The sequence below is a fragment of the Allobosea sp. P5_A5 genome (assembly GCF_056400625.1).
On the sequence record NZ_JBFUKY010000002.1, the window covers coordinates 343,129 to 366,137 of the forward strand.

At 66.6% G+C, this 23,009-nt stretch carries 24 protein-coding genes; 16 read left to right on the plus strand and 8 right to left on the minus strand.

Going from position 1 to position 23,009, the window contains the following annotated elements; genetic code table 11:
- Positions 1–180: 180 nt before the first annotated feature.
- Entirely contained in the window at positions 181–1,212 is a 1,032-nt protein-coding gene (locus AC1DR6_RS05270) for a sensor histidine kinase (RefSeq protein WP_476828136.1), read from the plus strand.
- A 68-nt stretch (positions 1,213–1,280) separates the two neighbouring features.
- Here AC1DR6_RS05270 and AC1DR6_RS05275 read toward each other — a convergent pair whose 3' ends face one another.
- Positions 1,281–1,679 (minus strand): response regulator, encoded by a 399-nt coding sequence (locus tag AC1DR6_RS05275; RefSeq protein ID WP_476828137.1) that lies wholly within the window; start codon positions 1,677–1,679, stop codon positions 1,281–1,283.
- 411 nt (positions 1,680–2,090) lie between these two features.
- Here AC1DR6_RS05275 and AC1DR6_RS05280 point away from each other — a divergent pair, with 411 nt between their 5' ends.
- Positions 2,091–3,194: an anhydro-N-acetylmuramic acid kinase gene (locus AC1DR6_RS05280; RefSeq protein ID WP_476828138.1), complete on the plus strand. Its 1,104-nt coding sequence runs from the start codon at positions 2,091–2,093 to the stop codon at positions 3,192–3,194.
- A gap of 137 nt (positions 3,195–3,331) precedes the next feature.
- Complete coding sequence (locus AC1DR6_RS05285) at positions 3,332–4,558, plus strand: MFS transporter (protein WP_476828139.1); 1,227 nt, start codon at positions 3,332–3,334, stop codon at positions 4,556–4,558.
- A 120-nt stretch (positions 4,559–4,678) separates the two neighbouring features.
- Here the strand turns inward: AC1DR6_RS05285 and AC1DR6_RS05290 are convergent, their stop codons facing one another.
- On the minus strand, positions 4,679–5,428 hold the full coding sequence (locus AC1DR6_RS05290) for a superoxide dismutase (RefSeq protein ID WP_476828140.1): 750 nt from the start codon (positions 5,426–5,428) through the stop codon (positions 4,679–4,681).
- A 333-nt stretch (positions 5,429–5,761) separates the two neighbouring features.
- Between AC1DR6_RS05290 and AC1DR6_RS05295 the strand changes: the two genes are divergently transcribed.
- The 12 genes from AC1DR6_RS05295 to AC1DR6_RS05350 all read left to right on the plus strand — a co-directional run bounded on the left by AC1DR6_RS05295 (position 5,762) and on the right by AC1DR6_RS05350 (position 16,783).
- Entirely contained in the window at positions 5,762–7,141 is a 1,380-nt protein-coding gene (locus tag AC1DR6_RS05295) for a methyl-accepting chemotaxis protein (protein WP_476828141.1), read from the plus strand.
- A 53-nt stretch (positions 7,142–7,194) separates the two neighbouring features.
- Positions 7,195–7,662: a response regulator gene (locus tag AC1DR6_RS05300; RefSeq protein ID WP_476828142.1), complete on the plus strand. Its 468-nt coding sequence runs from the start codon at positions 7,195–7,197 to the stop codon at positions 7,660–7,662.
- A gap of 115 nt (positions 7,663–7,777) precedes the next feature.
- Entirely contained in the window at positions 7,778–8,059 is a 282-nt protein-coding gene (locus AC1DR6_RS05305; RefSeq protein WP_476828143.1) for an STAS domain-containing protein, read from the plus strand.
- Positions 8,060–8,064: 5 nt separating this feature from the next.
- The gene (locus AC1DR6_RS05310; RefSeq protein ID WP_476828144.1) at positions 8,065–8,424 is read left to right on the plus strand and encodes a response regulator; all 360 of its coding nucleotides are present in this window, start codon (positions 8,065–8,067) and stop codon (positions 8,422–8,424) included.
- Positions 8,425–8,442: 18 nt separating this feature from the next.
- Entirely contained in the window at positions 8,443–10,752 is a 2,310-nt protein-coding gene (locus AC1DR6_RS05315) for a chemotaxis protein CheA (RefSeq protein WP_476828145.1), read from the plus strand.
- A 2-nt stretch (positions 10,753–10,754) separates the two neighbouring features.
- Positions 10,755–11,258, plus strand: coding sequence for a chemotaxis protein CheW (locus tag AC1DR6_RS05320; protein ID WP_476828146.1), 504 nt, complete (start codon positions 10,755–10,757; stop codon positions 11,256–11,258).
- Between the two features lie 67 nt (positions 11,259–11,325).
- Complete coding sequence (locus AC1DR6_RS05325) at positions 11,326–13,134, plus strand: methyl-accepting chemotaxis protein (protein ID WP_476828147.1); 1,809 nt, start codon at positions 11,326–11,328, stop codon at positions 13,132–13,134.
- A gap of 4 nt (positions 13,135–13,138) precedes the next feature.
- Positions 13,139–14,020, plus strand: coding sequence for a CheR family methyltransferase (locus AC1DR6_RS05330; protein WP_476828148.1), 882 nt, complete (start codon positions 13,139–13,141; stop codon positions 14,018–14,020).
- On the plus strand, positions 14,017–14,607 hold the full coding sequence (locus tag AC1DR6_RS05335) for a chemoreceptor glutamine deamidase CheD (protein WP_476828149.1): 591 nt from the start codon (positions 14,017–14,019) through the stop codon (positions 14,605–14,607). Before AC1DR6_RS05330 ends, AC1DR6_RS05335 begins: the two co-directional genes overlap by 4 nt.
- On the plus strand, positions 14,607–15,704 hold the full coding sequence (cheB, locus tag AC1DR6_RS05340) for a chemotaxis-specific protein-glutamate methyltransferase CheB (RefSeq protein ID WP_476828150.1): 1,098 nt from the start codon (positions 14,607–14,609) through the stop codon (positions 15,702–15,704). Before AC1DR6_RS05335 ends, cheB begins: the two co-directional genes overlap by 1 nt.
- Positions 15,705–15,714: 10 nt before the next feature.
- Complete coding sequence (locus tag AC1DR6_RS05345; RefSeq protein WP_110488895.1) at positions 15,715–16,101, plus strand: response regulator; 387 nt, start codon at positions 15,715–15,717, stop codon at positions 16,099–16,101.
- A gap of 127 nt (positions 16,102–16,228) precedes the next feature.
- A complete protein-coding gene (locus AC1DR6_RS05350) occupies positions 16,229–16,783 on the plus strand; it encodes a glutathione peroxidase (RefSeq protein WP_476828151.1) in 555 nt (184 codons plus the stop codon).
- Positions 16,784–16,960: 177 nt separating this feature from the next.
- Here AC1DR6_RS05350 and mog read toward each other — a convergent pair whose 3' ends face one another.
- The 4 genes from mog to fliK are packed head-to-tail and all read right to left on the minus strand — an operon-like array spanning position 16,961 to position 20,584.
- Positions 16,961–17,494: a molybdopterin adenylyltransferase gene (gene mog, locus AC1DR6_RS05355; RefSeq protein ID WP_476828152.1), complete on the minus strand. Its 534-nt coding sequence runs from the start codon at positions 17,492–17,494 to the stop codon at positions 16,961–16,963.
- 50 nt (positions 17,495–17,544) lie between these two features.
- Positions 17,545–18,726: a GNAT family N-acetyltransferase gene (locus AC1DR6_RS05360; RefSeq protein WP_476828153.1), complete on the minus strand. Its 1,182-nt coding sequence runs from the start codon at positions 18,724–18,726 to the stop codon at positions 17,545–17,547.
- A complete protein-coding gene (locus AC1DR6_RS05365) occupies positions 18,723–19,016 on the minus strand; it encodes an EscU/YscU/HrcU family type III secretion system export apparatus switch protein (protein WP_476828154.1) in 294 nt (97 codons plus the stop codon). The genes AC1DR6_RS05360 and AC1DR6_RS05365 overlap by 4 nt, the downstream gene beginning before the upstream one ends.
- A complete protein-coding gene (gene fliK / locus AC1DR6_RS05370; RefSeq protein ID WP_476828155.1) occupies positions 19,013–20,584 on the minus strand; it encodes a flagellar hook-length control protein FliK in 1,572 nt (523 codons plus the stop codon). The genes AC1DR6_RS05365 and fliK overlap by 4 nt, the downstream gene beginning before the upstream one ends.
- Positions 20,585–20,745: 161 nt before the next feature.
- Between fliK and AC1DR6_RS05375 the strand changes: the two genes are divergently transcribed.
- On the plus strand, positions 20,746–21,753 hold the full coding sequence (locus AC1DR6_RS05375; RefSeq protein WP_476828156.1) for an aldo/keto reductase: 1,008 nt from the start codon (positions 20,746–20,748) through the stop codon (positions 21,751–21,753).
- A 7-nt stretch (positions 21,754–21,760) separates the two neighbouring features.
- On the opposite strand, the gene AC1DR6_RS05380 is transcribed toward AC1DR6_RS05375, so the two are convergent.
- Together AC1DR6_RS05380 and AC1DR6_RS05385 are read right to left on the minus strand one after the other, a co-directional pair.
- On the minus strand, positions 21,761–22,024 hold the full coding sequence (locus AC1DR6_RS05380) for a hypothetical protein (RefSeq protein ID WP_476828157.1): 264 nt from the start codon (positions 22,022–22,024) through the stop codon (positions 21,761–21,763).
- Positions 22,025–22,116: 92 nt separating this feature from the next.
- Positions 22,117–22,935, minus strand: a complete 819-nt coding sequence (locus AC1DR6_RS05385; protein ID WP_476828158.1) for an MBL fold metallo-hydrolase — start codon at positions 22,933–22,935, stop codon at positions 22,117–22,119.
- Between the last annotated feature and the right edge of the window lie 74 nt (positions 22,936–23,009).

The window sequence follows — 23,009 nt, forward strand, 5'->3', positions numbered from 1 at the left end:
CCGCTTGTCAAGGCGGCGACCAGTCCCACCGTCGCCCGGCAGGAATAAGTCCGTCGGCGAGACGGCCCCGATATCAATATGGTATGAGTCCGCGGATTCGTCCGGCCCGGCCTACCATGCAACTATTTTCAGCGGTTCGCGTTTTTACGAGCCGCGAGACGGTGGCGAAGGGGGTGGGCGTTGGCGGTTGATGGTTTGTATGAGGCTGGGCTGCCGGTCACCGAGGCGACGTTCAAGATCCTGACCGATGCGATGCCGCAGATGGTCTGGTCGACCAGGCCCGACGGTTTCCACGATTACTACAACGAGCGCTGGTACGAGTTCACCGGCGTGCCTCGCGGCTCAACGGACGGCGAGGGCTGGGCCGGCATGTTCCACAAGGCCGATCAGCCGGAGGCGTGGCGTCGCTGGAACCGATCCTTGCAGACAGGCGAACCCTACGAGGTCGAATACCGGCTCCGGCACAATTCGGGCGATTATCGCTGGACCATCGGGCGCGCCCAGCCGGTGCGCGATCCGAACGGGCGCATTACGCGCTGGATCGGCACTTGCACGGATATCCATGAGGCAAAACTGGCGGCGGAGGCGAACGAACTCCTCAGCCACGAACTGAGCCACCGAATCAAGAACATCTTCTCGGTCGTCGGGAGCTTGATTTCGCTGTCGGCACGGGAATTCCCGGAGTCGAAGACCTTCGCGGCACAGTTCCGCGAGCGCGTCGCATCGCTGGGTCGAGCGCATGAGTTCGTGCGGCCTCACAGCGAGGTCTCCCGCCCTGTCGTCGGCTCGACGACAGTCAAGGGGCTGCTCGATTCCCTGTTCTCGCCTTATCCGGCCGCGTCGGATGGCCGATTGGTGGTCTCGGGTGACGATGTCGTCGTCGACGATCGCGGTGCGACCCCGATTGCCCTGCTGTTCCACGAGCTGGTCACCAACGCGATCAAATACGGCTCCTTGTCAGCCGATTCAGGGCGTGTCGATATTGCGATCTCTGGCGAGGGAGGGTTGGTCAAGATGCGATGGACCGAGACGCTCGGCCCCGCCATCGTGGCTGAGCCGCAACATCAAGGTTTCGGGACCAAGCTCGCCGAGATGAGCGTTCAGCGCCAGCTTGGAGGCACACTCACGCGCGACTGGAAGCCGGAAGGTCTCGTCGTAGACGTGACGGTACAAGCTGCGCGCCTATGGCGGGCGGATAGTCCGGGAGAGTGACGCGGACTTCTTCTTGTCGATAAGCGGATTCGGCTGTAGCTCCGATCTGGCCGACTGCCGCTGTCGCTTCAGAACCGCGTGAGGCGAGCAGGCGGATTCCCCGGCGTGCCTTGAGCCAGGCTGGTGACATAAGCTAGCAATTCGGCAAGATCGCTGTCTGCAAGTGGCTTGTCGACGACGCCGATGGCGCGTTCGATCCGGCGCTCCAGCATTCTCGGGTTTGCCGTGATGAAAACGACGGCCACGCCCCTCTCGGCCAGCTCCGCGCCGATATCGGGACCGGTCGGACCGTCTGCGAGATTGACGTCGACAAGAGCGATATCGGGAAGCTCGGCCGTTGCCAGATCCCGCGCCTCGGCGGATGTGGCCGCGATCCCGACGGCGATATGGCCAAGATCTTCGACGATCGCCTGGGTCTCCATGGCAATCAGGATCTCATCCTCGACGATCAAAATTTTTGCAGACATCGGCCCGGCTTTTGTGTCCTCGGTTCAATAAGCACCCGAAGGATAAAATTGTTCCTGCCACGCGCGGACTGCGTCCGTGGCAGCGCACGCCCGATCTGGCAAGCATGAAGGTGTCGGTGGCGGCCCGGACGCCCTATTCGGTATCGGCCGCGATGTAGAAACCGATGGCCGAAGCGCAGGCCAAAACCATGCTGATCTCAAGCAAACCCATCGTCGCCTCCCTGCATCAACCTGATGCCTAGGCAACACGGATGGTGGCGCCATTGTTCCGCCACATCCGAGCCGACCGGCCACAATTTGCCGGCGCCGCCGAGAGGCAAGCGCTTCGCTTGCGCATTGCTCCGGAGACGGCCTAATCCAGTCTCCCAAAGCCGGACGGAATTCGGCGTGGGATGCAGGAGTCGCTTTAGGATGCGCCATCTCGACAAGCCGGTGCTGACCGCCATCGGCGTGATCAGCGGGACTTCGATGGATGCGATCGACGTCTCCATCGTGGAAAGCGATGGGCGTGACCGGTTGAGCTTCGGCGCTGGCGCCGGCTATCCCTATCCGGCCGAGACCCGGAGCGCCTTGCAGGCCCTGATCTCAGCGCCCGAGCGGGCGATGAGCGAGCCGCTGGAGGAGCTTGAGGCCGCCGTGACCGCGGCTCATCTGGAGGCTGTGCGCCGCTTCATCGCGGAGCAGAAGCTCGATCCAGCCAGGATCGATCTCGTCGGCCTTCACGGCCAGACCGTCTATCACCGTCCGGATCTGCGCTTCACCCGCCAGCTCATCGACGGACCGGCGGTCGCTGCCGCGCTCGGCATCCCGACGGTCGACCGGTTCCGTTATGCCGATGTCGCGGCGGGAGGGGAGGGCGCGCCGCTGGCGCCGCTCTATCACCGCGCGCTCGCGCAAGGCATGGAACAGCCGGTGATGGTGCTCAATCTCGGCGGGGTCGGGAACGTGACCTATATCGACGGCGAGGACGTCATCGCCTTCGATACCGGGCCGGCGAGCGCGATCCTGGATGATTTCGTGCTGAAGCGGCGTGGCGAGGCTTACGACGCCGACGGAATGCTCGCCGCGAGCGGGACCGTGCGCGAAGATCTCGTCGCGGATTTCATGACCAATCCCTATTTCCAGCGCCCTGCGCCGAAATCCCTGGATCGCAACGATTTTCATCGTCGGGCGCAGGTGGTCGAGACGCTATCGGACGCCGATGGCGCCGCTACGCTGGCGGCCTTCACCATCGAGAGCGTGGTCGATGCGCTCAGGCATGTGCCGAAGCCGCCGCGGCGTTGGCTCGTGACGGGCGGCGGTCGGCTCAACCGGCATTTCATGCAGCGGTTCGAGGCGCGCCTCGGCGTGCCGGTCGAACCGGTCGAAGCGGCCGGCTGGGACGGCGACGTCATCGAGGCGCAGACCTTCGCCTATCTCGCGATCCGCAGCGTCAAGCACTTGCCGCTCAGCCTGCCGGGGACGACGGGTGTGCCCGCGCCGCTGACCGGCGGAAGACTGAACCTGCCGGGCTGACGGCCATTGAGCCGGCGAGCCGCACGCATGGCTGCAATGTCACCGGGCTCGATTGTTGCGCCCGGTCCGATCGTCTAGACCGCGCCCGGAGCCAGGAGGAGAATCGTTTCCGCCGGCTCCGCCACGGAGCCTTCACCATGGCCGTCAGTACGCCGACTGCTGCCTCGACTGCCCAGCGGGCCATGATGCCGGTGCTGATCACGCTCAGCCTGACGCATCTGCTCAACGACATGATCCAGTCGCTGATCCCGGCGATCTACCCGATCATCAAGGATTCCTATCGGCTGGATTTCGGCCAGATCGGATTGATCACGCTGACCTTCCAGGTTTCGGCTTCGCTGCTGCAGCCGGCTGTCGGGCTCTATACCGACAAACATCCGATGCCGTATTCGATGGTGGTGGGGATGGGTTTCAGCCTGCTCGGGCTGATCGGGCTCGCCAATGCCGGCAGCTACGGGCTGCTGCTGCTCTCGGCCGCCTGCGTGGGCATCGGCTCCTCGATCTTCCATCCCGAAGCGACGCGCATGGCGCGTAACGCGTCCGGCGGCCAGCACGGGCTGGCGCAGGGCATCTTCCAGGTTGGTGGTCAGACCGGCGGCGCGCTGGGGCCGCTGCTTGCGGCCTTCATCATCGTGCCGCGCGGGCAGGGGAGCCTCGCGTGGTTCTCGGCGGCGGCGCTGATCGCGATGATGCTGATGGTGTGGACGGCCGCCAGCTATGCGCGGCTCGACCGGGCGCGGCCGCCAAAGCCGGCAGGCGCCGCAAAGGCTGCGGTCGCGGGGCCGGCCAAAGGCTCGGTTGCCTTTGCCGTCACGATCCTGATCATCCTGCTGTTCTCGAAGAATGCCTACACGGCCAGCTTCAGCTCGTTCTACACCTTCTACCTGATGGGCAAGTTCGGGGTCTCGATCCAGCATTCGCAAGAGATGCTGTTCCTGTTCCTAGCCTCGTCGGCGGCCGGTGCGCTGGGCGGCGGCATGCTCGGAGACCGGATCGGCCGCAACAAGATCATCTGGTTCTCGATTCTGGGCGCGCTGCCTTTCACGCTGATCCTGCCCTATGCCGATCTGTTCTGGACCGGTGTGCTGACGGTGATCATCAACGTCATCATGTCCAGCGCCTTCGCGGCGATCCTGATCTACGCGCTCGAGCTGCTGCCGGGACGCGTCGGGCTGGTCGGCGGCTTTTTCTACGGGCTGTCCTTCGGACTGGGCGGCCTCGCCGCGGCGCTGCTCGGCGAATTCGCCGACTGGTTCGGCATCGAGACGGTCTACCGGATGTGCTCGTTCATTCCGCTGATCGGGCTGCTTGCCTGGTTCCTGCCGCCGCTCAGCAAGGGCAGCGGGGCAAGAGTCGGGCATTGATCGAGGGGCGTCATGCTCGGGCTCGACCCGAGCATCTCTCGACAATAGAGCCTCTTCCTGCATGAGGTTCTCGGGTCGAAGCGACGCTTCGCCCGAGAATGACGCAGTCGGCCCAATCGCTCAGATCGCCAGCTTGCCGGCCTTGGCGGCGGCGTAACGCTGCTCGATCTTCTTCCAGTCCAGCACGTTCCACCAGGCCTTGAGATAATCGGCGCGACGGTTCTGGTATTTCAGGTAGTAGGCGTGCTCCCAGACGTCGTTGCCGAACAGCACCATGTGCTTGTCCATGATCGGGCTGTCCTGGTTCGGGCGCGGCAGCAAGGCGAGCTTGCCGGCCTTGTCGACCGTGACGAAGACCCAGCCCGAGCCGAAGACGCGCAGGCCCGCAGCCTCGAAATCCGTCTTGAACTTGTCGAAGCCGCCGAGATCGCGGGTCATCGCCGTCGCGACCTCGCCCGTGGGCGCGCCTCCGGCATTCGGAGCCATGATCTCCCAGAACATCGTGTGGTTGGCGTGGCCGCCGCCATTGTTGCGGACCAGCGTGCGGATGCTCTCCGGCAGCTGGTTCAGGTCAGCCAGCAACTCGCCGACCGATGAGGCCTTGGCAATCATGCCATTGTCCTTGGCGGCATTGTTGAGCGCCGCGACATAGGCCGCGTGATGGCGGTTGTAATGGATGTCCATCGTCGTGGCGTCGATGTGCGGCTCCAGCGCATTGGCTTCATAGGCGCGCTTGGGCAGCGAGAACGGGCCGGTCGGCGCCGCCGGAGCGGCGGCCTGGGCCCAGACGCGGGGAGCGGCTGCAAGCGCTGCTGCACCCGCCCCAAAGGCGAGGAGGTGGCGGCGCGACAGGCCGGTGACGGTGTTCATGGCGGGCTCTCCTGGAGATGGACGGGGCGCGATCGGCGGGCTGGAGCATTTTCAAGCCGAGGCCCTGCGCATCTTACGTAACAGAACAGAAGCAGTTCCGCTGGCGGGACCGGTTCGTCGTCAACTGATCGCGAGTGCGACGCCGTCGAGGCGCTCCGCGGTGGCGGAAAACAGTCTTAACCGGCGGTTTACCGCGTTTGACTACGTTTCAGCAGGAATTTCGCCGGGGACTGCTGGACGATGCATGCACTGGCTTTCGACGTTGACCGGCTTTCGCACGGCGCCATCGCGGCAAATGTGGACAAGCCCGCTTCAGCGGGTGCGGAACGGGCCGTGCGCGAGATCGCCGAGCGCTTTGGCAAGCTCGGCGCCGAGATCACCGATATCGCCGGCCGCATCGGCGATGTGACGCGCGAGCTCGAGGGCCAGACCAACGGATTGCGGCGTGTCGTCGGCGCGGTCTCGCAGGTGTCGAACGCGAACCGGGCCATTCAGCAGGCGGCCGAGGGCGCGCAGGCTGCGGCCTCGTCCGTCCGCAGCGGGCTGGAGCGGGTCACCGGGTCGGTCAAACTCGGGCTGACCGCCGCGCAATCCGATATCGGCACGCTTGCCGAAGAGGCGCAATCGATGTCGCAGGCGCTGGTCCAGGCGGTCTCGGACGCGCACAAGGCCCGCGCTTCGAGCGACGCGATCCAGTCCATCACTCGCGAGATCCAGCTGCTGGCGATCAATGCCGGCGTCGAGGCCGCTCGCAGCGGCCAGGCGGGGCGGGGCTTCGCCGTCATCGCGGCCGCCGTCAAGGCGCTCGCCGAGCAGACCCGCGAAGCCACCACGGCGAGCGCCGGCCAGCTCGACCAACTGGTGCGCGCGGTCGACGGGCTCTCGCGGCGCAGCGAAAGCAACATGCAGACGGCCCAGCGCGCGATCGAGGGCAGCCGTACCATTGCGCAGCAACTCGATCAGTTCGACAGCTTCGGCCGCTCGGTCGTGCAGCTGATCGGCGGGATCGAGGCGATCTCGCAGCCGACGCGGGAGAACGCCGCCGCCTGCGCCAAGGCCGGGCAGGACCTTTCCGGGCTCGTGGCCGGCGTCGATCACTCGACCGAAAGTCTCGAACAGGCGGCGCGACGCACCGACGCGCTTGTTGCGATCAGCGAAGGCATCCTTGGCTCGATCGCCGCATCCGGCGTCCGCACGGCCCAGTCGGAGCTGATCGCCACTGTCATGGAAACGGCCGAGGCGATCTCGGCACAGTTCGAGCAGGCGTTGCAGCGCGGCGAGATCGGCATGGTCGAGCTCTTCGACGAAACCTATCGCGACGTGCCGGGCTCCAATCCGGCGCAGCACATGACGCGTTTCGTGGCGGTGACGGACAGGCTGCTCCCCGCGCTTCAGGAGAAGCTGCTGGAGTCCAATCCCCGCATCGTCTTCTGCGCCGCCGTCGACCGCAACGGCTTCCTGCCGACGCATAACCGGAAGTACTCGCAGCCCCAGGGCAGCGATCCGGTGTGGAACAACGCCAACTGCCGCAACCGGCGGATCTTCAACGATCGCACGGGTTTGACCGCCGCGCGCAATCGCAAGCCGTTCCTGTTGCAGAGTTACCGACGCGACATGGGCGGTGGGCAGTTCCTGGTGATGGAAGACCTTTCTGCGCCGATCATGGTGCGGGGCCGCCATTGGGGCGGGTTCCGCATCGGCCTGAAGGTCTAGCGCCCGTCGGCGTCGTCGAGTGAGTTGAGTTTAGCGAGTTTCAGGCCGGCATCATGCATATCGCGCCTTCCTTTCCGAACCTCTCGGTTCTGCTTATCGACCCCAGTCCGCATTATCGGCGGATCGTGCGCACGATTTTGTACCAGGCCCAGCTCCACCGCATCTTCGAGGCGGCCGACATCGCCTCGGCGGCGACGGTCTTCATCCAGAAACAGCCCAATATCGTGATCCTCGATTGGGACATGCCGGATGCGAGCGGGCCGAAATGCCTGACCGCGATCCGCTCGCAGAAGACCTCGCCTTTCGCGAAGGCGCCGGTGCTGGTGATGATGGAGCGTCCCGACAAGCGTTCGGTCGTTCAGGCAGCCAAGCTCGGCGCCCATGAGATCATCACCAAGCCGATTTCGCCGAATAACCTTTGGCTGCATCTTTCGGGCATCATCAACGTTCCGCGCAAATACCGCGAGAATGAGGGCCGGGTGACGCTGGTGCCGCGCGCCATCAGCAACAGCATGTTCTGACGCTACGTTGCGGCTGCCTTGCAATCGTCGGAATTATTGACGCGGCCGTGCCGGTTTAGCGAAATTTTTACCAGTCTACCGCGATGCTGACGGGCATCAGTTCGGGTCGCGCTCCATGGTCATCACCGTTTCGCTACCGCCTTTCCTCGGACGCTCCGAGGCGGCCGCCTTCCGCAACCAGCTGCTCGTCGCGCTGGAGCAGAAGGAGAGCGTCGCCGTCGAGTGCGCCACCGCCGGCCCGCTGCCCAGCCTGTGGGTGCAGCTTCTTCATTCCGCAGCCACCAGCGCCACCGCGCGGGGGCTCTCGGTCACGCTCAAGGCGGCTTCGAAAGAATGCCGCGAATCCCTGCGGGCGATCGGCTTCGATGCCGCGCGAAGCCCTCTCGTTCTGGAGTGACAGGCATGAAGATCCTGGCCATCGATGACACCAAGACCCTGCTCAGTCTGCTGAGCCTGACCCTTCGCAATGCCGGCCATGAAGTGGCCGAGGCGGAGAACGGCGAGGACGGCCTGAACAAGTTCGACCAATTCAAGCCCGACGTCGTCATCACCGATCTCAACATGCCGATCATGGACGGGATCCAGTTCACCCGCGCCTGCCGCGCCCGGCCTGCCGGGCAGAACACGCCGATCATCGTTCTGACCACCGAGAACGGCGCCGAGATCAAGGCGGAGGGCCGCCGCGCCGGCGCCAGCGCCTGGATGGTGAAGCCGTTCGAGCCCAATACCCTGCTCGGCCTCGTCGCCCGCTATCAGAACTGAGGCTGGCCTATGGATCCGTTGGCAGAACTCAAGCAGACCTTCTTCCAGGAATGCGAAGAGCTTCTCGGAGCGCTGGAACTCAAGCTCCAGGCGCTCGACGAGGGCTCGACCGACCCGGAGGACGTCAACGCGGCCTTCCGCGCCATCCATTCGATCAAGGGCGGCGCAGGCGCCTTCGGCTGCACCGAGCTGGTCGGCTTCGCGCATGTGTTCGAAGCGTCGCTCGACCATCTCCGGTCCGGCCGCGTCGCGATCGAGGACGCGCCGTTCGCGCTCTTCCTGCGCTGCTCGGATGCGGTCGCCGACCTGGTCTCGGCCGCACGCAATGACGAGCCTGGGACCGAGCGCCCCGACCTTCTCGCGGCTCTGGAACAGGTTGGACAGGATCCCGCCAAGACGTTGGCAGCGCCGCCGGCGGCCCCGGCCGCCGCGCCCGTCGTTGCCGCCCCAGTCGCCAAAGCCGACGATGCGCCGCTCGGTATCGCCGCGCTCGGCAACCTGCTCGCGATGGTCGATGCCAAGACGGCTGCGCCAGTGGCCAAGGCCGACGATGGCTGGGATGACGAGGTGCCTGCCGCGCCGGCCACGCCGGGACGCGATCTCGTCTTGAAGATCGTACCGGATTCCGATCTGTTCCGCCGGGTCATCGAGCCGCGTGTCGTGCTGGCCTCGCTGCCGGCAAAGGACGTCGTTTCCGTCTCCTGCGACTTCAGCCGTGTGCCGCCGCTCGAAACGCTCGACGTCACCGATTGCTGGATGGGCTTCGACGTCGCGCTGCGCACCGAGCTCTCGACCGAAGAATTGCACGGGTTATTCGACTTCACGCTTTCGGCGGAGGAGTTCACCATCGAGGCCTCCGCTCCGGCCGAAGCGACGGTATCTGCCCCGGCTGTCGCTGCTGCGCCGCTTGCGGCCGCATCCGAAGTCTCGAGCACCGTCGCTGCGGACCTCTCGGCGATCCTGGCCAAGCTCGGCCCGGCGAGCGAGGCCATCTCGCAGCCCGACATCCAGCCGGCACCTGTCGCCGCCGTTGCGCCGGCGCCCCTGACGACCCTGGCCGAGCCTGCCGCCGCGCGGGCAGCGGCGACCCGTGCGCCCGCCAACGATCAGGCCGCAGCGCGCCAGCGCCAGGCCGTCAGCGTGCGCGTCGATCTCGACCGCATCGACAAGCTGATGAATCTGGTGGGCGAGATCGTCATCACCCAGTCGATGCTGGTCGAATGTGTGCGCTCGCTGCCCTATGACGTCTACGCCAAGACGGCCGAAGGCATCCTGACGCTGTCGCGACAGACCCGCGAACTGCAGGACCATGTCATGGCCGTGCGCGCGCAGCCGGTGAAGGCCGTTTTCCAGCGCATGCCGCGTCTGGTGCGCGAACTCGCCCAGACGCTCGGCAAGGAAGTGCGCCTGGTCCTCGAAGGCGAGAACACCGAGGTCGACAAGACCATCATCGAGGAGTTGGCCGACCCGCTGACCCATATGATCCGCAATTCGATGGATCACGGGCTGGAGACACCGGATGAGCGCGTCGAGGCCGGCAAGCCGCGCGAGGGCGTGATCAAGCTCGTCGCCGAGCATCGCGCCGGCCGCATCGTCATCTCCGTCACCGACGACGGTCGCGGCATCAACCGCGAACGGCTCCTCGTCAAGGCGCGTTCGCGCGGCCTCGTCGGCGCCGACGAGCGGCTGCTGCCGGAGGAGATCGACCAGCTCATCTTCGCCGCCGGCCTCTCGACCGCAGAGGTCATCAGCGACGTGTCGGGCCGCGGCGTCGGCATGGACGTGGTGCGCCGCAACGTCGAATCGCTTGGCGGGCGCATCTCGGTCGATTCCGAGCCGGGACGAGGCTGCAAGTTCACGCTCGCCCTGCCGCTAACGCTTGCGGTGCTGGAAGGCATGGTCATCCGCTGCGGCGACGACCGCTACGTCATTCCGATCGCGTCCGTGATCGAGACGCAGCATCTCGCCTCGACGCCGATCGAGCGTCTGCCCTTCGGCCAGGAGGTGCTGCGCTGGCGCGGCGAGGTCACGCCGCTCTATCGCCTCGGCGACGTGATGGGCTCGATGGGCACCCCCCACGAGAACATCGTGATCATCGCCGAGACCGAGCGCGGCAACAATGTCGGCATCGCTGTCGACGAGATCGTCGGCCAGCAGCAGGTCGTCGTGAAGAGCCTCGAAGCGAATTACGGCGCGGTCAACGGCGCCTCGGCCGCGACGATCCTCGGCGACGGCCTCGTCGCCCTGATCCTCGACGTCGACTCCATGCTGCGGCTCGCCGCCACCGGCGAGCGCGCTCCCCAATCTGACCTCAAGATGGCTGGATAATCATGACGCTCCAACTCGGCGACAAGCACTTTTCTGCGGCGCAGCCCGAGGCTGCGGCACGACGGATCGTCACCTTCAAGGTCGGCGACCGGACCTTCGGCATCGATGTCGGCATGGTCCGCGAAATCAAGGGCTGGCAGGCGACGACGCCGCTGCCGCATGCGGCCCCGCATGTGCGCGGCGTGCTGAACCTGCGCGGCGTGATCCTGGCGGTCTACGATCTGCGCACTGCGATCGGGCTCGGCGTCACCGATGCGTCTGCGACCCATGTGATCGTCGTCGTCGATGTCGACGACAGGACGGCGGGCCTGTTGGTCGACTCGGTGTCCGACATCGTCGATGTGCCGGTCTCGGCTGTGCGACCCGCGCCGGATCTGGAGCGCGACGAGCATGGGCTGATCGAAGGCCTGGTCCTGATGGACAGCGACATCGTCGCGCTGCTCGACCTGGCGGCCGTCATCCGTGACGGCGGCGACGTGCAGGTCAAGACCAGCCGCGCGGCCTGACCGCCCTTCTTCAAAAAGCCCGGCGTTGTGTGAGAGAGCGGGCAAGACCAAGAATCGACAGGACTTCATGGGCAATGCGCTCGGCCCTCTCTCACCGCTTTCGGTAAGCCAACCGCTGACGGCAGCCGGCTCGGCCTTGCTTGCCGCCGGCTGCGTTTACGCGGGGAACAATGTCGGCTTCCCGGTCGGCGGCCTTGTCGCAGCCGTTGCGGTCGCGGGCGCCGGCTGTTTCACCGCTTGGGCGGCCACCCGGCGCTGGAAGCCGCTGCGAGAGGCCGTTTCGCGGTTGGCCGACGGGCAGCCGGGCGCCACCCCCGTGTGGTCCGAAGGCGGCGAGGCCGGCGAACTCGGTCGTGCGCTTGCGGCCCTTCAGGACAAGGCAACGGAAGCTGCGCGTATTCGCGCCGCGCTCGATCACGGGCGCAGCGCGACGATGATCTGCGATGCCAAAGGCCAGGTTGTCTATGCGAGCAAGGCTTTGCTGCGTTTCTTCGGCGAGGCGCAGGACGATTTCCGCGCCGCTTTTCCCGGATGTTCCGCCAAGGACATGCTCGGCCGCGTGATGGAACGCATCGGCGCCGAGCATCGCACGCGTACCGGCGAGGCGATCGAGCTTGCGCTGGGGCGCCGCACGGTGCGGCTTATCCTCACCACGCTGGACGAGGGCCAGGCCACAGCGGTCGAATGGCAGGAACTCAGCGGCGACCGCGCTTTGTCGCTGGCGCTGCGCGACATGGCGGAGGCCGCCGCCGAGGGTGATTTCTCGAAGCGCCTGCCCGAGGGGGGCCCGGCAAGCCTTGGCGACGCGGCCCTGACGCTGAACGCTATGCTGGCTTCGGTCGAGAACGTCTTCGAAGACGTCGCGGCCACAGCCGAAGGCCTCAATCGCGGCGACCTGACCAGCCGTATGACCGGACAGTATCGCGGACGGATGGCCACGCTGCGCAGCGATCTCAACCAGGGGCTGGACCGGATCGCGGTTGCGCTCCAGACCGTGCAGGCGACAGCGGACGAAGCCGCCTGGGCCGCCGACCGGGTCGCCGGAACCGTCGAGGATCTTGCAGGCCGAACCGGGCAGGGCGCGACTGCGCTGGGTGAGGCCTCTGCCTCGGCGGCCGAGGTCGCGACACTGGTACGCAGCAGCGCGGCCCGCTCCCGCGATGCCGCTCGCCTTTCCGGCGAGACGATGGGAGCAGCCGAACAGGGCCAGGGCGTCGTCCTGCAGGCCGTCGGCGCGATCGAGCGGATCGAGACCTCCTCGGCGCGCATCTCCGACATCGTTGGCGTAATCGACGAGATCGCTTTCCAGACCAATCTCCTGGCCTTGAACGCAGCCGTCGAGGCCGCGCGGGCAGGCGATGCCGGCAAGGGTTTCGCTGTGGTGGCCTCGGAGGTACGGGCGCTCGCTCAGCGTTCCGCTCAGGCCGCCAAGGACATCAAAGGGCTGATCGCGACCTCGAACGGACAGGTCGGCGAGGGCGTCCGGCTGGTGCGCGACACTGGGGATGCGCTAGGCCGCATCGTCGCGGCCGTGAGCAAGGTGTCCTCGACCGTCGCCGAGATTTCCGCCGAGACGGCGGAGCAGGGCCGCGGCGTCGAGGCCATGGGCCGTAAGGTCGTCCAGATCGATGGCGAGCTGCGTGAAAGCGCCGGCGTTGCCGGACAAGGTGCAGATGCCGCCGCCGCGCTGAGCGAGCAGATCGCGCGGCTTCAGCAGGCCGTCGCCGGCTTCACCACGGCGGCAGCGCCGGCGCGTCCGGTTTACGAGCGCTCATCTCCCTCTTCGGCCGGTGCCATGGCCGGTTCCGGCTTCACCGCGCCGCCACGCCGCATCGCAGCCGGAGGCCGCCAGGCCTCGCTGCGCGCAGGGATTTGAGATTATGTCACGATCGAGCCTCGTCTCTCATTCCACCTCCGCCTTCGCACCAGCGGGCGCCGACATCACGCTGACGCGCGACGACATGAAGTTCATCGCGACGCTGGTCTATGAACAGGCGGGCATCGTCATCCGCGAGCACAAGGAGGCGATGACGCGCGGGCGGCTGGCGCGCCGGGTCAAGGCGCTCGGCATGGATTCCGTTGCCGAGTACTGCGCCTTCCTGAAGACGCCGCAGGCGGCCAGCGAACTGCCCGAGCTCATCAATGCGGTAACCACCAACCACACGGCGTTTTTCCGCGAGCGCCACCACTTCGACCATCTGCGCAAGGATGTGATGCCCCGGCTGGTGCAGGAGCGCAGCGGCCGGCGCGGGCGCATCCGGATCTGGTCCTCCGCCTGCTCGTCCGGCGAGGAGCCTTATTCCATCGCTGCCTCCTGCCGCGAGCCGCTCGGACACCGGAACGATCTCGACTTCAAAATCCTCGCGACCGATATCGACACGGACATCCTGGCGCGCGCCGAGGCCGGGATTTACCCGGCCGAGCTGATCGAACGCCTGCCGAGCGACGTGAAGCCGCTGATGAAGCTGGACGGCAATCAGGGGCGCGGCGAGGTTCGGATGGCCGAGGAGATGCGCCGGATGATCTCGTTCAAGCGGCTGAACCTGATCGAGAAATGGCCGATGGGCGGCCCGTTCGACGTGATTTTCTGCCGCAACGTCTTCATCTATTTCGATACGCAGACCAAGGCCTCTATCCTGGATCGCTTCGTCTCGCTGCTGGCGCCGGGCGGCTTTCTCTATCTCGGCCATTCGGAATCGCTGCCGCAGCCGCATGCCAATCTGCGGCTCATCGGCCGCACGATCTACGAGAGGACTCCATGAGCGTGACACGGTCCTCCCGCCGTTATTTCGACCCGCGTTTCGGCGCGACGATCATCACCGTGGCGCCCGGCGAGCACGAGATCACATCCGCCAAGGATGAGATCGTCGCGACGGTGCTGGGCTCCTGCGTGTCGGTCTGCATGCGCGATACACAGTCGGGCGTCGGCGGCCTCAACCATTTCCTGCTGCCGAAGAACAACGGCAACGACCCCAATGCCGGCGAGCGCTACGGCGACACGGCGATGGAGGTGCTGATCAACGATCTGCTGAAGCGCGGCGCCAAGCGCAGCAATTTCGAGGCGAAGGTGTTCGGCGGCGCGCGCGTTCTGTCGGGCGCGACAATGCTGGCGATCGGCGACGGCAACATCGCCTTCGTCAACGAATTCCTGAATCGCGAGGGCATTGCGGTCGTCTCCAAGGATGTCGGCGGCAATCGCTCGCGGCGGATCCATTACCAGCCCGCGACAGGCCGCGCCTGGGTGCAGCATGTGCAGGCGACAGCGCGCGATCCCGACCAGCAGCAGGAAATGGCTTACCTCAACCGGCTCAAGACGCAGCCTGTTGCCGGTGAAGTGGAGGTGTGGTGATGAGCATCCCGACCTCTTCAGGCGCGCCCGTCAGGGTTCTCGTCGTCGACGATTCCATCCTGATGCAGAAGCTGATGACGAAGATCATCGATGCCGCGCCGGGCTTCCAGGTGATCGGCGTGGCGGGCTCGGCAGAGGAGGGCTGGGACACCATTCAGGAGCTGCGCCCCGACGTCCTGACGCTCGATCTCGAACTGCCGGGCCGGCATGGGCTCAAGCTACTGGCGCGGGTGCTGAAGCAGGACCCGCTGCCGGTGCTGATCGTTTCGGCCTTCGGCGGGCCCGGTGCCGACAACACCATTCAGGCGCTGGAACTCGGCGCGATCGACTTCATCGAGAAGCCGGATGGGACAAGGCATACGCTGGAGGGCTTCATGGCCCATCTCGTCGCCGGGTTGCAGCGCGCGGCCGGCAGCCGCAAGATGATCGCTGCGGCGCGGCAGATGGCCCAGCTCGGCGCAGCCGCCCGTCCGCTTGCCGCACGAGAGCCGGTACGGACCGGCAAGACCTCCTTCATCGCGATCGGCGCCTCCACCGGCGGTGTGCCGGCCGTGCAGACGGTGATGCGCGATCTGGCGCATCTGCGGCTGCCGATCGCCGTCGTGCAGCATATGCCGGCAGGCTACACCGCGAAATTCGCCGGCAGGCTCGCCTCCGCGACGGGGCTGGACGTGCGCGAGGCGGCCGATGGGGACCGTTTGAAGCCCGGCATGGCGGTGGTCGCGCCCGGCGGGCCGCGCCATCTCGAGATCGAGGAAAGGCGCGGCGAGTTTATCTGCTGCCTGAAGGAAGGTCCGCTCGTCAGCGGCCATTCCCCTTCGGTGGACGTGATGTTCCATTCGGTCGCGCGCAGCATCGGCGCGCAGGCGATCGGCATCCTGCTGACCGGCATGGGCCGGGATGGCGCAGAGGGTTTGTTAGCCATGCGAAAAGCCGGCGCCGAGACGTTAATCCAAAGTGGGGAGACCTGCGTGGTAAACGGGATGCCGAAAGCGGCCTTCGAGATCGGAGCCACTGAGAGGGTTGTACCGCTCGACCAGATCGGCGCGGCAGTGAGCCACCTTCTCGGCGAGCGGCCAAGCCTGCGGACGGCGTGAGGAGATTGAGATGTCAAAGGCCAGAAGCGAGTACCGCATCCTGGTGGTCGACGACCAGAAGAGCATGCGCGGCCTGGCGACCTACTTCCTGAAGCAGATCGAGTTTCAGGATATCGACGAGGCGGAGAACGCCCGCGAGGCGCTGATGAAGATGCAGACCAAGCGCTACGATCTGCTGCTGCTCGACTGGAACATGGACGGCATGAGCGGGATCGACCTGCTTCGCGCCATCCGCTCCGTGCCCGAGCTCAATCAGATCAAGATCATCATGGCGACCTCGGAGCGCTCGGTCGACAAGATGGACGAGGCCACGACTAACGGCGCCGACCATTACGTCGTGAAGCCCTACGAGCTGCGCGACCTCGAAGTGCGGGTGAAGAAGGTCCTCGCCTGCTGAGGATTCCGCAGCGGCATCGCTCGCGGAGATCGGGAATTGACGATGCGCCCCGGAACCGAAAGGTTTCCGGGGCGCATCCATTTGCGCGGCCTCGACGTATCTGTCTCACGCAACAAGGATACGGGCCATGGATCGGCGGATGATGATCGCGGGGCTTGCGGCAAGCGCCGTGCCGGGTTGGGCGATGGCGCAGGGCGCTCCCGGCAATGCCTATGGCTTCGGCTTCGACAGGCCGGGCGGCGGGCGGCTATCCCTTTCGGATTATCGCGGCCGGCCCGTCCTGATCGTCAACACGGCGACGCGTTGCGGCTTTGCCGGGCAGATGGCGACGCTGGAGCAGCTCTGGCAGCGCTATCGCGGCCGGGGACTGATGCTGGTCGCGGTGCCCAGCAATGATTTCGGCGGGCAGGAGCCGCTGGACGGCGCGGCCATCGCGCAAGCCGCGCATGACGAGTATGGCGCGACCTATCCCTTCGTCGAGAAGACGGTTGTGCGGGGGCCGGAGGCGCACCCGTTCTATCGCTGGGCTGCGGCGCTGAAGCCCGCCGAGGCGCCGCGCTGGAACTTCCACAAATATCTGATCGGGCGCGACGGCGCGCTGATCGGAGGCTTCGGCACTTCGACGGAGCCGCTGGCGCCGCAGCTCGTGCAGGCGATCGGCCGGGAGATGACGGCGGGCTAAGTTCTCTGTCATTCCGGGGCTTCGTGTAACGAAGAACCCGGAACCCACGATTGGGTGAGCCGCCCGCAACGATATGGGAAATGTCACGCCCGGTCGTGGGTTCCGGGTTCGTGCCTGCGGCCCGCCCCGGAATGACAAAGCGAAGATGTTCGGGCCGGGCCTCAGCACAACGGACCTTTACGTCTTCGGCCGGAACGCCACGATCACGGCCGGGTCCGTTTCCAGATAAGGCCCCTCGATCAGGTCGATGCAGTAGGGGATCGCCGGCATCACCGCGTCGAGGCATTCCGCGATGGCGCGGGGGCGGCCGGGCAGGTTGACGATCAGCGTCCTGCCGCGAATGCCGGCGGTCTGCCGCGACAGGATCGCTGTAGGCACCTTGGCGAGGCTGACCTGCCGCATCAGTTCGCCGAAGCCGGGCATCGGCTTTTCCACGACGTCCGCCGTCGCTTCCGGCGTCACGTCGCGGGGAGCGGGGCCGGTGCCGCCCGTGGTCACGACAAGGCAGCAGCCTTGCGCGTCGGCCAGTTCGATCAGGGTGTCCGCAATGAGCTTGCGGTCGTCGGGAATGACCCTCGCGACGGCGTCCCACGGGGATGTCAGCACCTTCTCGAAATACGCGCGGATCGCCGGTCCGCCTTCATCAGCGTAGAGTCCTGCCGAGGCGCGGTCGGAAACCGTGACGATGCCGATGCGTATGGGCTGGGTCATGACGGTTTCCGCAAGGAAAGATCGGGTTTAGCGACCGGTTGAAAGCCCCGTCAAGCGCTTGGTTTGATCGCGGTTGGGCTGGTTGGGCTGGTCGGGCGTGAGCGGGCGCGAAGCCTTCCCCGCAAGCGCCTGAGCCAGAACCGCGCCAACGCGGCCAGCCTGGCGCGGCTGAAGCCTCGAATGCCAAGGCCGATCACGACATGGCCCATGCGTCGGCGCTCGCCCCAAGCATAGGTGCCCGCATCGACATCCTCGCCCGCGCCGCTATCGAAGAAGGCAGGCGGCGTGCCGGCGAGGTCGGCCCGCAGCATCGCGATCGTCAGCGTCCGGCCGGGCGAATGGCGGGCCTGCGACTCGTCATAGGCGATCTTGAGGAAATGGCGCCGGCCGGCGCTCTCGATCAGGAGGCCCATCGCCAGGGTCTGCCCGTCCCGCAGCAGCGCATCGATCAACACGCCGTCCGTTTCGGCAAACCGGTCGACCAGGGCGCGGAAGTAGCGGGCGTGGGCGGGATTGGAGGTGATGGCGGTGCCTTCCTCGCCCTTCCAGCCGGCCGCTTCCAGGCTCAGAAACGCATCGAGCGCGGCTCGCGCCGCGTCGCCCCGGCTGCGGCGGAACGTCAGCGCGCCGCTGCGGCCCACGGCACGGAACTGCTGCATCCGCTTCTTGTAGCTCGAACCAAGGGCGCGCCGGAGGTAGCGCTCGGCATCGTCGCCGGGTTGCGGGACCATGACCGGGCGCACCCAGCTTTCATAGACCGCGATCGTCCCGCCGAGGTCGCGGCAGGCTTCCGCCAGGACCTGATAAGCCGGTCCTTCGAGCGGCAGCAGCGGCAGCGACAGGCTGTGGGGAACGTCGTCGGCCGCCCTGAGATGGCGCATGAAGGCGCGCGAGACATCGGCAGCGAGGTCGCGGTCGACCACCGGCAGGGAGGACACCTCGTAGAGCGGCATCAGCGGGGCGACTAGCACCGCCTCGAAGCCGCTCCGCCAGCCCGCGCTCCGTCGAAAAGCCCACACGCCGACCAGACGCTCGAAATCGAGCGCTTCGCTGGACCAGGCGCAGAGAACGACGATCTGGTCTGGAGGTACGAGTTCGACGGCTGCCGCGACGGCCGCCGGGGCCATATGCGGATTGGGTTCGAGGGCGTGCTCGGCCAGCTCGGCAAACGCTTCGCTCAACGCCGAATAGGCCGCCGCGCCGGCGCGCCGAACCACGATGGCTCCGGTCACGTGCTGCGTCCGCCACGCTTGACGCGGTGCAACTCGCCCCGCAGTGCGAGCACGAAGGCGATGACCTGTGCCGTGGCGCGATAGAGCTCCTCCGGAATTTCGTCATCGAGCTCGACGGCCGAGAGGGCCTGCGCCAGCACGACGTTCTCCTCGACGGCGACGCCATGCTCCTTCCCGGTTTTGACGATGCGTTCGGCCAGCTCGCCACGGCCCTTGGCGGTGACGCGCGGCGCGCCCTGGCCGTCATATTCCAGCGCGACGGCGATGCGCGGGGGCTTGGGCGAGGTCATGACAGCCGGTCCAGGAACTGGCCGGCGGTGGGCTGCACGGCCTTCGGCCGGCCGGTGTGAACATCGACGGCGCCGGAGCCGAAATCGGCATGGAGCAGAGCGGATTCGAGGCCGGGCGCAGCCCCTCGCAGCAATTGCCCTGTGTTCTCCCGCTCGGCCCACAGCGTCACGCCGACGGCACGGCCTTGCAGGGTGACGACACCCTGCAACGGTCCCATCGGCTCGACGTCGAGCGCGAAGCGGATGCGCCAGATCGGAGGCACGACACCCTCCACGGTCCGGCGCGGCGGATCACGCTCGACCTGCAAGGGCAAGGTCGCGATGCCCTGCTGGAAGGCGAGCGGGACCTCTGCCAACCACCGTTGCGGAGCGGCTTGAGCGCTCTCGGGCCGCGCGGCATCCAGCGGTAGCGAGGCGTATTGCGTGAGTTTGATGCGGTCGAGCGCCGCGTCCGTCTGGTTGAGCAGAGCCGAGGCGATGGCGAGCGGCGGATCCCCCGGCACGAGGGTTCGCTCGGCCGGCGGCTGCGGCGCGAGGGGGCCGTCGCGTCTGGGTGGAGGCGGAGGTGATGGCGCTTCGCTTTGATCGGTCGTGGCGCCGGCGACGGGCGGCTGTCGCGCCGCCTGCGGGGCAGGGGACATCGCGTCGATGACCGGCTGGAGGGCTTCGCTTAACGCGAGCAGTGCGGCCTTGAGGTCTCCCGCCGCTGGGGCGGGCCGCCCGGCTGCGGCGTTCGCCTCCATGAACAGGCCGGAGCTTTTAAGCGCGTCTTGCAGCTTAGGTCCCGTCAGCACCGCGCGCTCCACCGGAAAAGCCTGCGCAAGGACACGGTCGGCGGCTGCGAGCATCGGCTTGGGCAAGGCAAGGGCAAGGGCGCCCTCGATGAGACCGCGTAGATTGGCGAAAAGCGGCGCCATACTGTCCTGCCGTTGCAGGGCTGCGCCGAGCATCGGGCCGATCAGCGCACGCGGTGAAGCGACGGGCGCAAGGGTACTCGGATCACCGGGCGTGGCACGCAGTGGGGTGGGATTGCCGACCGCTGCCGCGACTGCGCCTGGACGAGCCAGTGGTTGTCCAACCGGCGCGGCTTCGACGGTTTGGCCGGCGGACAAGACTTTCGGGGCCGCCGGCATACCAGCGCCCTGCGTTGGGGAAGGGGTGAGGACCGGCGTCGGCAAGGTGCCCGAGGGCGCGTTCGACGCCATGCCGAATATCGGGGTTCCGGGCGCGACCGGATTGCTTGTTGCCGCGCCGGTAGCGGCATTTGGCGTGGCATCGGGAGGGCGGATATCGACCACTGTCGCGCGCAGATCGCCGCCCGGTTGTTCCGGTGCCTCCAGATGCAGCATCAGCGTCGCGCCCGGCTGCAACGCCGCCTGCCGGGCCTGGGGGCCAGCGAGCACGAGCGAAACCTTGATGTCGCCGATCGCTGCCGTGGCGGTGCCGTCCGGTTCCAACGCCAGAAGCCGAGCGGGCACGGTCTGCCCGGCCGTGAGATCGCCGGCATTGCCCAGCGCCTGCATCAGCAGCGCGAAGTTCTGGCTCTGGATGAGTTGGGCGAGATTCATCGGGTGACCGCGAAACGATGCCTCAACTTCCCAGAAAAGCTTAAGGATTTCCTTGCGCTGCCGCAGTGCCTGCCGGAGCGCGGGGCGGGCGTGCGCCGTCTGCCTCTGGCGCTACGGGCGTCGCCGTCGCAATCTCCTGCGTACCAACGAAGGACATCGCCATGGATTATCGCCGCCTCGGCCGTTCCGGCCTGCAGGTCTCGCCGCTCTGTCTGGGCACGATGATGTTCGGCGGGCCGACCGACGAGGACAGTTCGTGCCGCATCGTCGATCACGCTCGCGACGCCGGCATCAATTTCATCGACACGGCCGACGCCTACAATGAGGGCCGCTCGGAAGAGATCACCGGACGCGCCATCGCCGCACAGCGCCAGCATTGGGTGCTGGCGACGAAGGTCGCCAATCCGATGGGGGCGGGGCCGAACAGCGCCGGCCTGTCGCGGCACTGGGTGATGCAGGCCTGCGAGGACAGCCTGCGCCGCCTCGGCACGGATGTGATCGACATCTACTACCTCCACAAGGAGGACCATGGGACGCCGCTCGAAGAGACCGTCCATGCGCTCGCCGACCTCGTGCGCCAGGGCAAGATCCGGCATTTCGGCCTGTCGAACTACCGTTCCTGGCGGGTGGCGGAGATCTGCCGCATCTGCGACGGGCTCGGCATCGACCGGCCCGTGGTCAGCCAGCCCTATTACAACGCGATGAACCGGATGCCGGAGGTCGAGCATCTGCCGGCCTGCGGCTATTACGGGCTCGGCGTCGCCTCCTATTCGCCGCTGGCGCGCGGCGTGCTGACGGGAAAATACGCGCCGGGTCAGGCGCCGGCCGAAGGGACGCGGGCCGGCCGGGGCGACAAGCGGATGATGCAGGCGGAGTGGCGCGAGGAAAGCCTCGCGATCGCTCAGACGATCAAAGAACATGCCGAGAAGCGCGGGCTGACGCCGATTCAGTTCGCAGTGCGATGGGTGCTGAACAATGCGCTGCTGACCGCCACCATCGCCGGACCGCGTACATTGGCGCAGTGGGAAGCGTATCTCTCGGCGCTCGATGTGGCGTTCACCAGCGAGGATGAGGCGCTGGTCGACGGGCTGGTGCCGCCCGGCCATCCCTCGACGCCGGGCTATAGCGACCCGGCCTATCCGCTGGAAGGGCGCGTGCCTTTGAGCTAGGCGGCGCTCAGTTCATCATGCAGAAGCCGCCCACCATGATCTCGGTCGCGCACCAGGGCTTCTTTTCGGTGGCGCTGAGGCGCAGCGGCGGGGCCGGCTCTGCCCGCATGGCGTCGGGGAAAGGCGCATGCGCGGCTGGCTCGGTCGCGGCATTGTTTGCCAGCGCCGCTCCGGTGGACACCGGTAAGGCGACGACGCGTTCAGCCTTGGCCGGCAGCGGCGACAAAGCGAGGCCAGCCAGTGAACAGGCAAGGATAGCGATACGGCGCATCGTCGATATCTCCGGATCGCTGGAGAATGCCGGGTTTGCCTGCTGGAGCAAGGCAAACCCTCCGGCAAGCTGAGCGGGGCGTTAACGGCCGCTTAGTGCCCTGGCAGAACGATCATCGTCGGCTTTAGCGGCAGGCTGGCCTTGCCCAGCACGATCGACGGCTCCGAGCGTTTTTCGACCGGCCAGAGGCCTTCGCTGCGCGCGATGAAGCGGGCCAGCGTGCCGCCGCCGAAGAAATGCATCGGGATCATCACCCGCGCCTGCAACGACTTCAGCACCTCGATCATGCCCTCCTGATCGAGCGTATAACTGCCATCGACCGGAAAGAGCACGACATCGACCCGGCCGAGCGCGCGCAGATGGCCGGGCTCCAGAGGGTGATGCAGATGGCCGAGATGGGCGATGCAAAGGTCGCCGATCTCGAAGACGAAGATCGAATTGCCGTCATAATCCGTGCCGCCGTCATAACTGCGGATGTTCGTCGGCACATTGCGGACGCGGACATCGCCGAGGGTCAGATCGTGGCGTGCCGGGCCTTTTCCTTCAGGGTCCCAGCCGCGCAGGACCTGCTTGATGCCAGGGTCCGGGTTATTCGAATAATGCGTCGAATGCGCCTTGTTCATCGTCGCGATGTCTGGCGTCACCGGGGGGCGAACATAATCGTTGTAGTCGGTCGCGATGCGGATGCCGGCCGGCGTCTCAATCAGGAAGGTAGCGTGGCCGACGAAGGTCAGGCGAGCCTCGTCCTTGGCGAGGGCAACTTTGCGGATCGGCAAGCCGAGCGAGGCCATCTCCGGCCGGCAGCCGGGCTCGGACGGATCGGCGCGGGCGGGCAGGGCTCCGGGCAGCAACAGCGCCAGCATGGTTAGAAACCGAGGCAGCATCGGGGAAAGGCGGAGGGCAAGGGACATGGAGGGCTCCGGCTTCGGGTCCGTATAGAGCTTCCGGCAAAATCCGGGCCGAGGAAAGCGGGTGCGCGCGAGGC

Coding starts and splice junctions, on each gene's coding strand:
- AC1DR6_RS05310 (WP_476828144.1), top strand. CDS start 8,065: ATGAAGATCCTGGCCATCGATGACACCAAGACCCTGCTCAGTCTGCTG.
- AC1DR6_RS05375 (WP_476828156.1), top strand. CDS start 20,746: ATGGATTATCGCCGCCTCGGCCGTTCCGGCCTGCAGGTCTCGCCGCTC.
- AC1DR6_RS05290 (WP_476828140.1), bottom strand. CDS start 5,428: ATGAACACCGTCACCGGCCTGTCGCGCCGCCACCTCCTCGCCTTTGGG.
- AC1DR6_RS05285 (WP_476828139.1), top strand. CDS start 3,332: ATGGCCGTCAGTACGCCGACTGCTGCCTCGACTGCCCAGCGGGCCATG.
- AC1DR6_RS05365 (WP_476828154.1), bottom strand. CDS start 19,016: ATGACCTCGCCCAAGCCCCCGCGCATCGCCGTCGCGCTGGAATATGAC.
- AC1DR6_RS05305 (WP_476828143.1), top strand. CDS start 7,778: ATGGTCATCACCGTTTCGCTACCGCCTTTCCTCGGACGCTCCGAGGCG.
- AC1DR6_RS05385 (WP_476828158.1), bottom strand. CDS start 22,935: ATGTCCCTTGCCCTCCGCCTTTCCCCGATGCTGCCTCGGTTTCTAACC.
- AC1DR6_RS05350 (WP_476828151.1), top strand. CDS start 16,229: ATGGATCGGCGGATGATGATCGCGGGGCTTGCGGCAAGCGCCGTGCCG.
- AC1DR6_RS05280 (WP_476828138.1), top strand. CDS start 2,091: ATGCGCCATCTCGACAAGCCGGTGCTGACCGCCATCGGCGTGATCAGC.
- AC1DR6_RS05335 (WP_476828149.1), top strand. CDS start 14,017: ATGAGCGTGACACGGTCCTCCCGCCGTTATTTCGACCCGCGTTTCGGC.
- cheB (WP_476828150.1), top strand. CDS start 14,607: ATGAGCATCCCGACCTCTTCAGGCGCGCCCGTCAGGGTTCTCGTCGTC.
- AC1DR6_RS05325 (WP_476828147.1), top strand. CDS start 11,326: ATGGGCAATGCGCTCGGCCCTCTCTCACCGCTTTCGGTAAGCCAACCG.
- AC1DR6_RS05320 (WP_476828146.1), top strand. CDS start 10,755: ATGACGCTCCAACTCGGCGACAAGCACTTTTCTGCGGCGCAGCCCGAG.
- AC1DR6_RS05345 (WP_110488895.1), top strand. CDS start 15,715: ATGTCAAAGGCCAGAAGCGAGTACCGCATCCTGGTGGTCGACGACCAG.
- AC1DR6_RS05380 (WP_476828157.1), bottom strand. CDS start 22,024: ATGCGCCGTATCGCTATCCTTGCCTGTTCACTGGCTGGCCTCGCTTTG.
- AC1DR6_RS05275 (WP_476828137.1), bottom strand. CDS start 1,679: ATGTCTGCAAAAATTTTGATCGTCGAGGATGAGATCCTGATTGCCATG.
- AC1DR6_RS05330 (WP_476828148.1), top strand. CDS start 13,139: ATGTCACGATCGAGCCTCGTCTCTCATTCCACCTCCGCCTTCGCACCA.
- AC1DR6_RS05300 (WP_476828142.1), top strand. CDS start 7,195: ATGCATATCGCGCCTTCCTTTCCGAACCTCTCGGTTCTGCTTATCGAC.
- mog (WP_476828152.1), bottom strand. CDS start 17,494: ATGACCCAGCCCATACGCATCGGCATCGTCACGGTTTCCGACCGCGCC.
- fliK (WP_476828155.1), bottom strand. CDS start 20,584: ATGAATCTCGCCCAACTCATCCAGAGCCAGAACTTCGCGCTGCTGATG.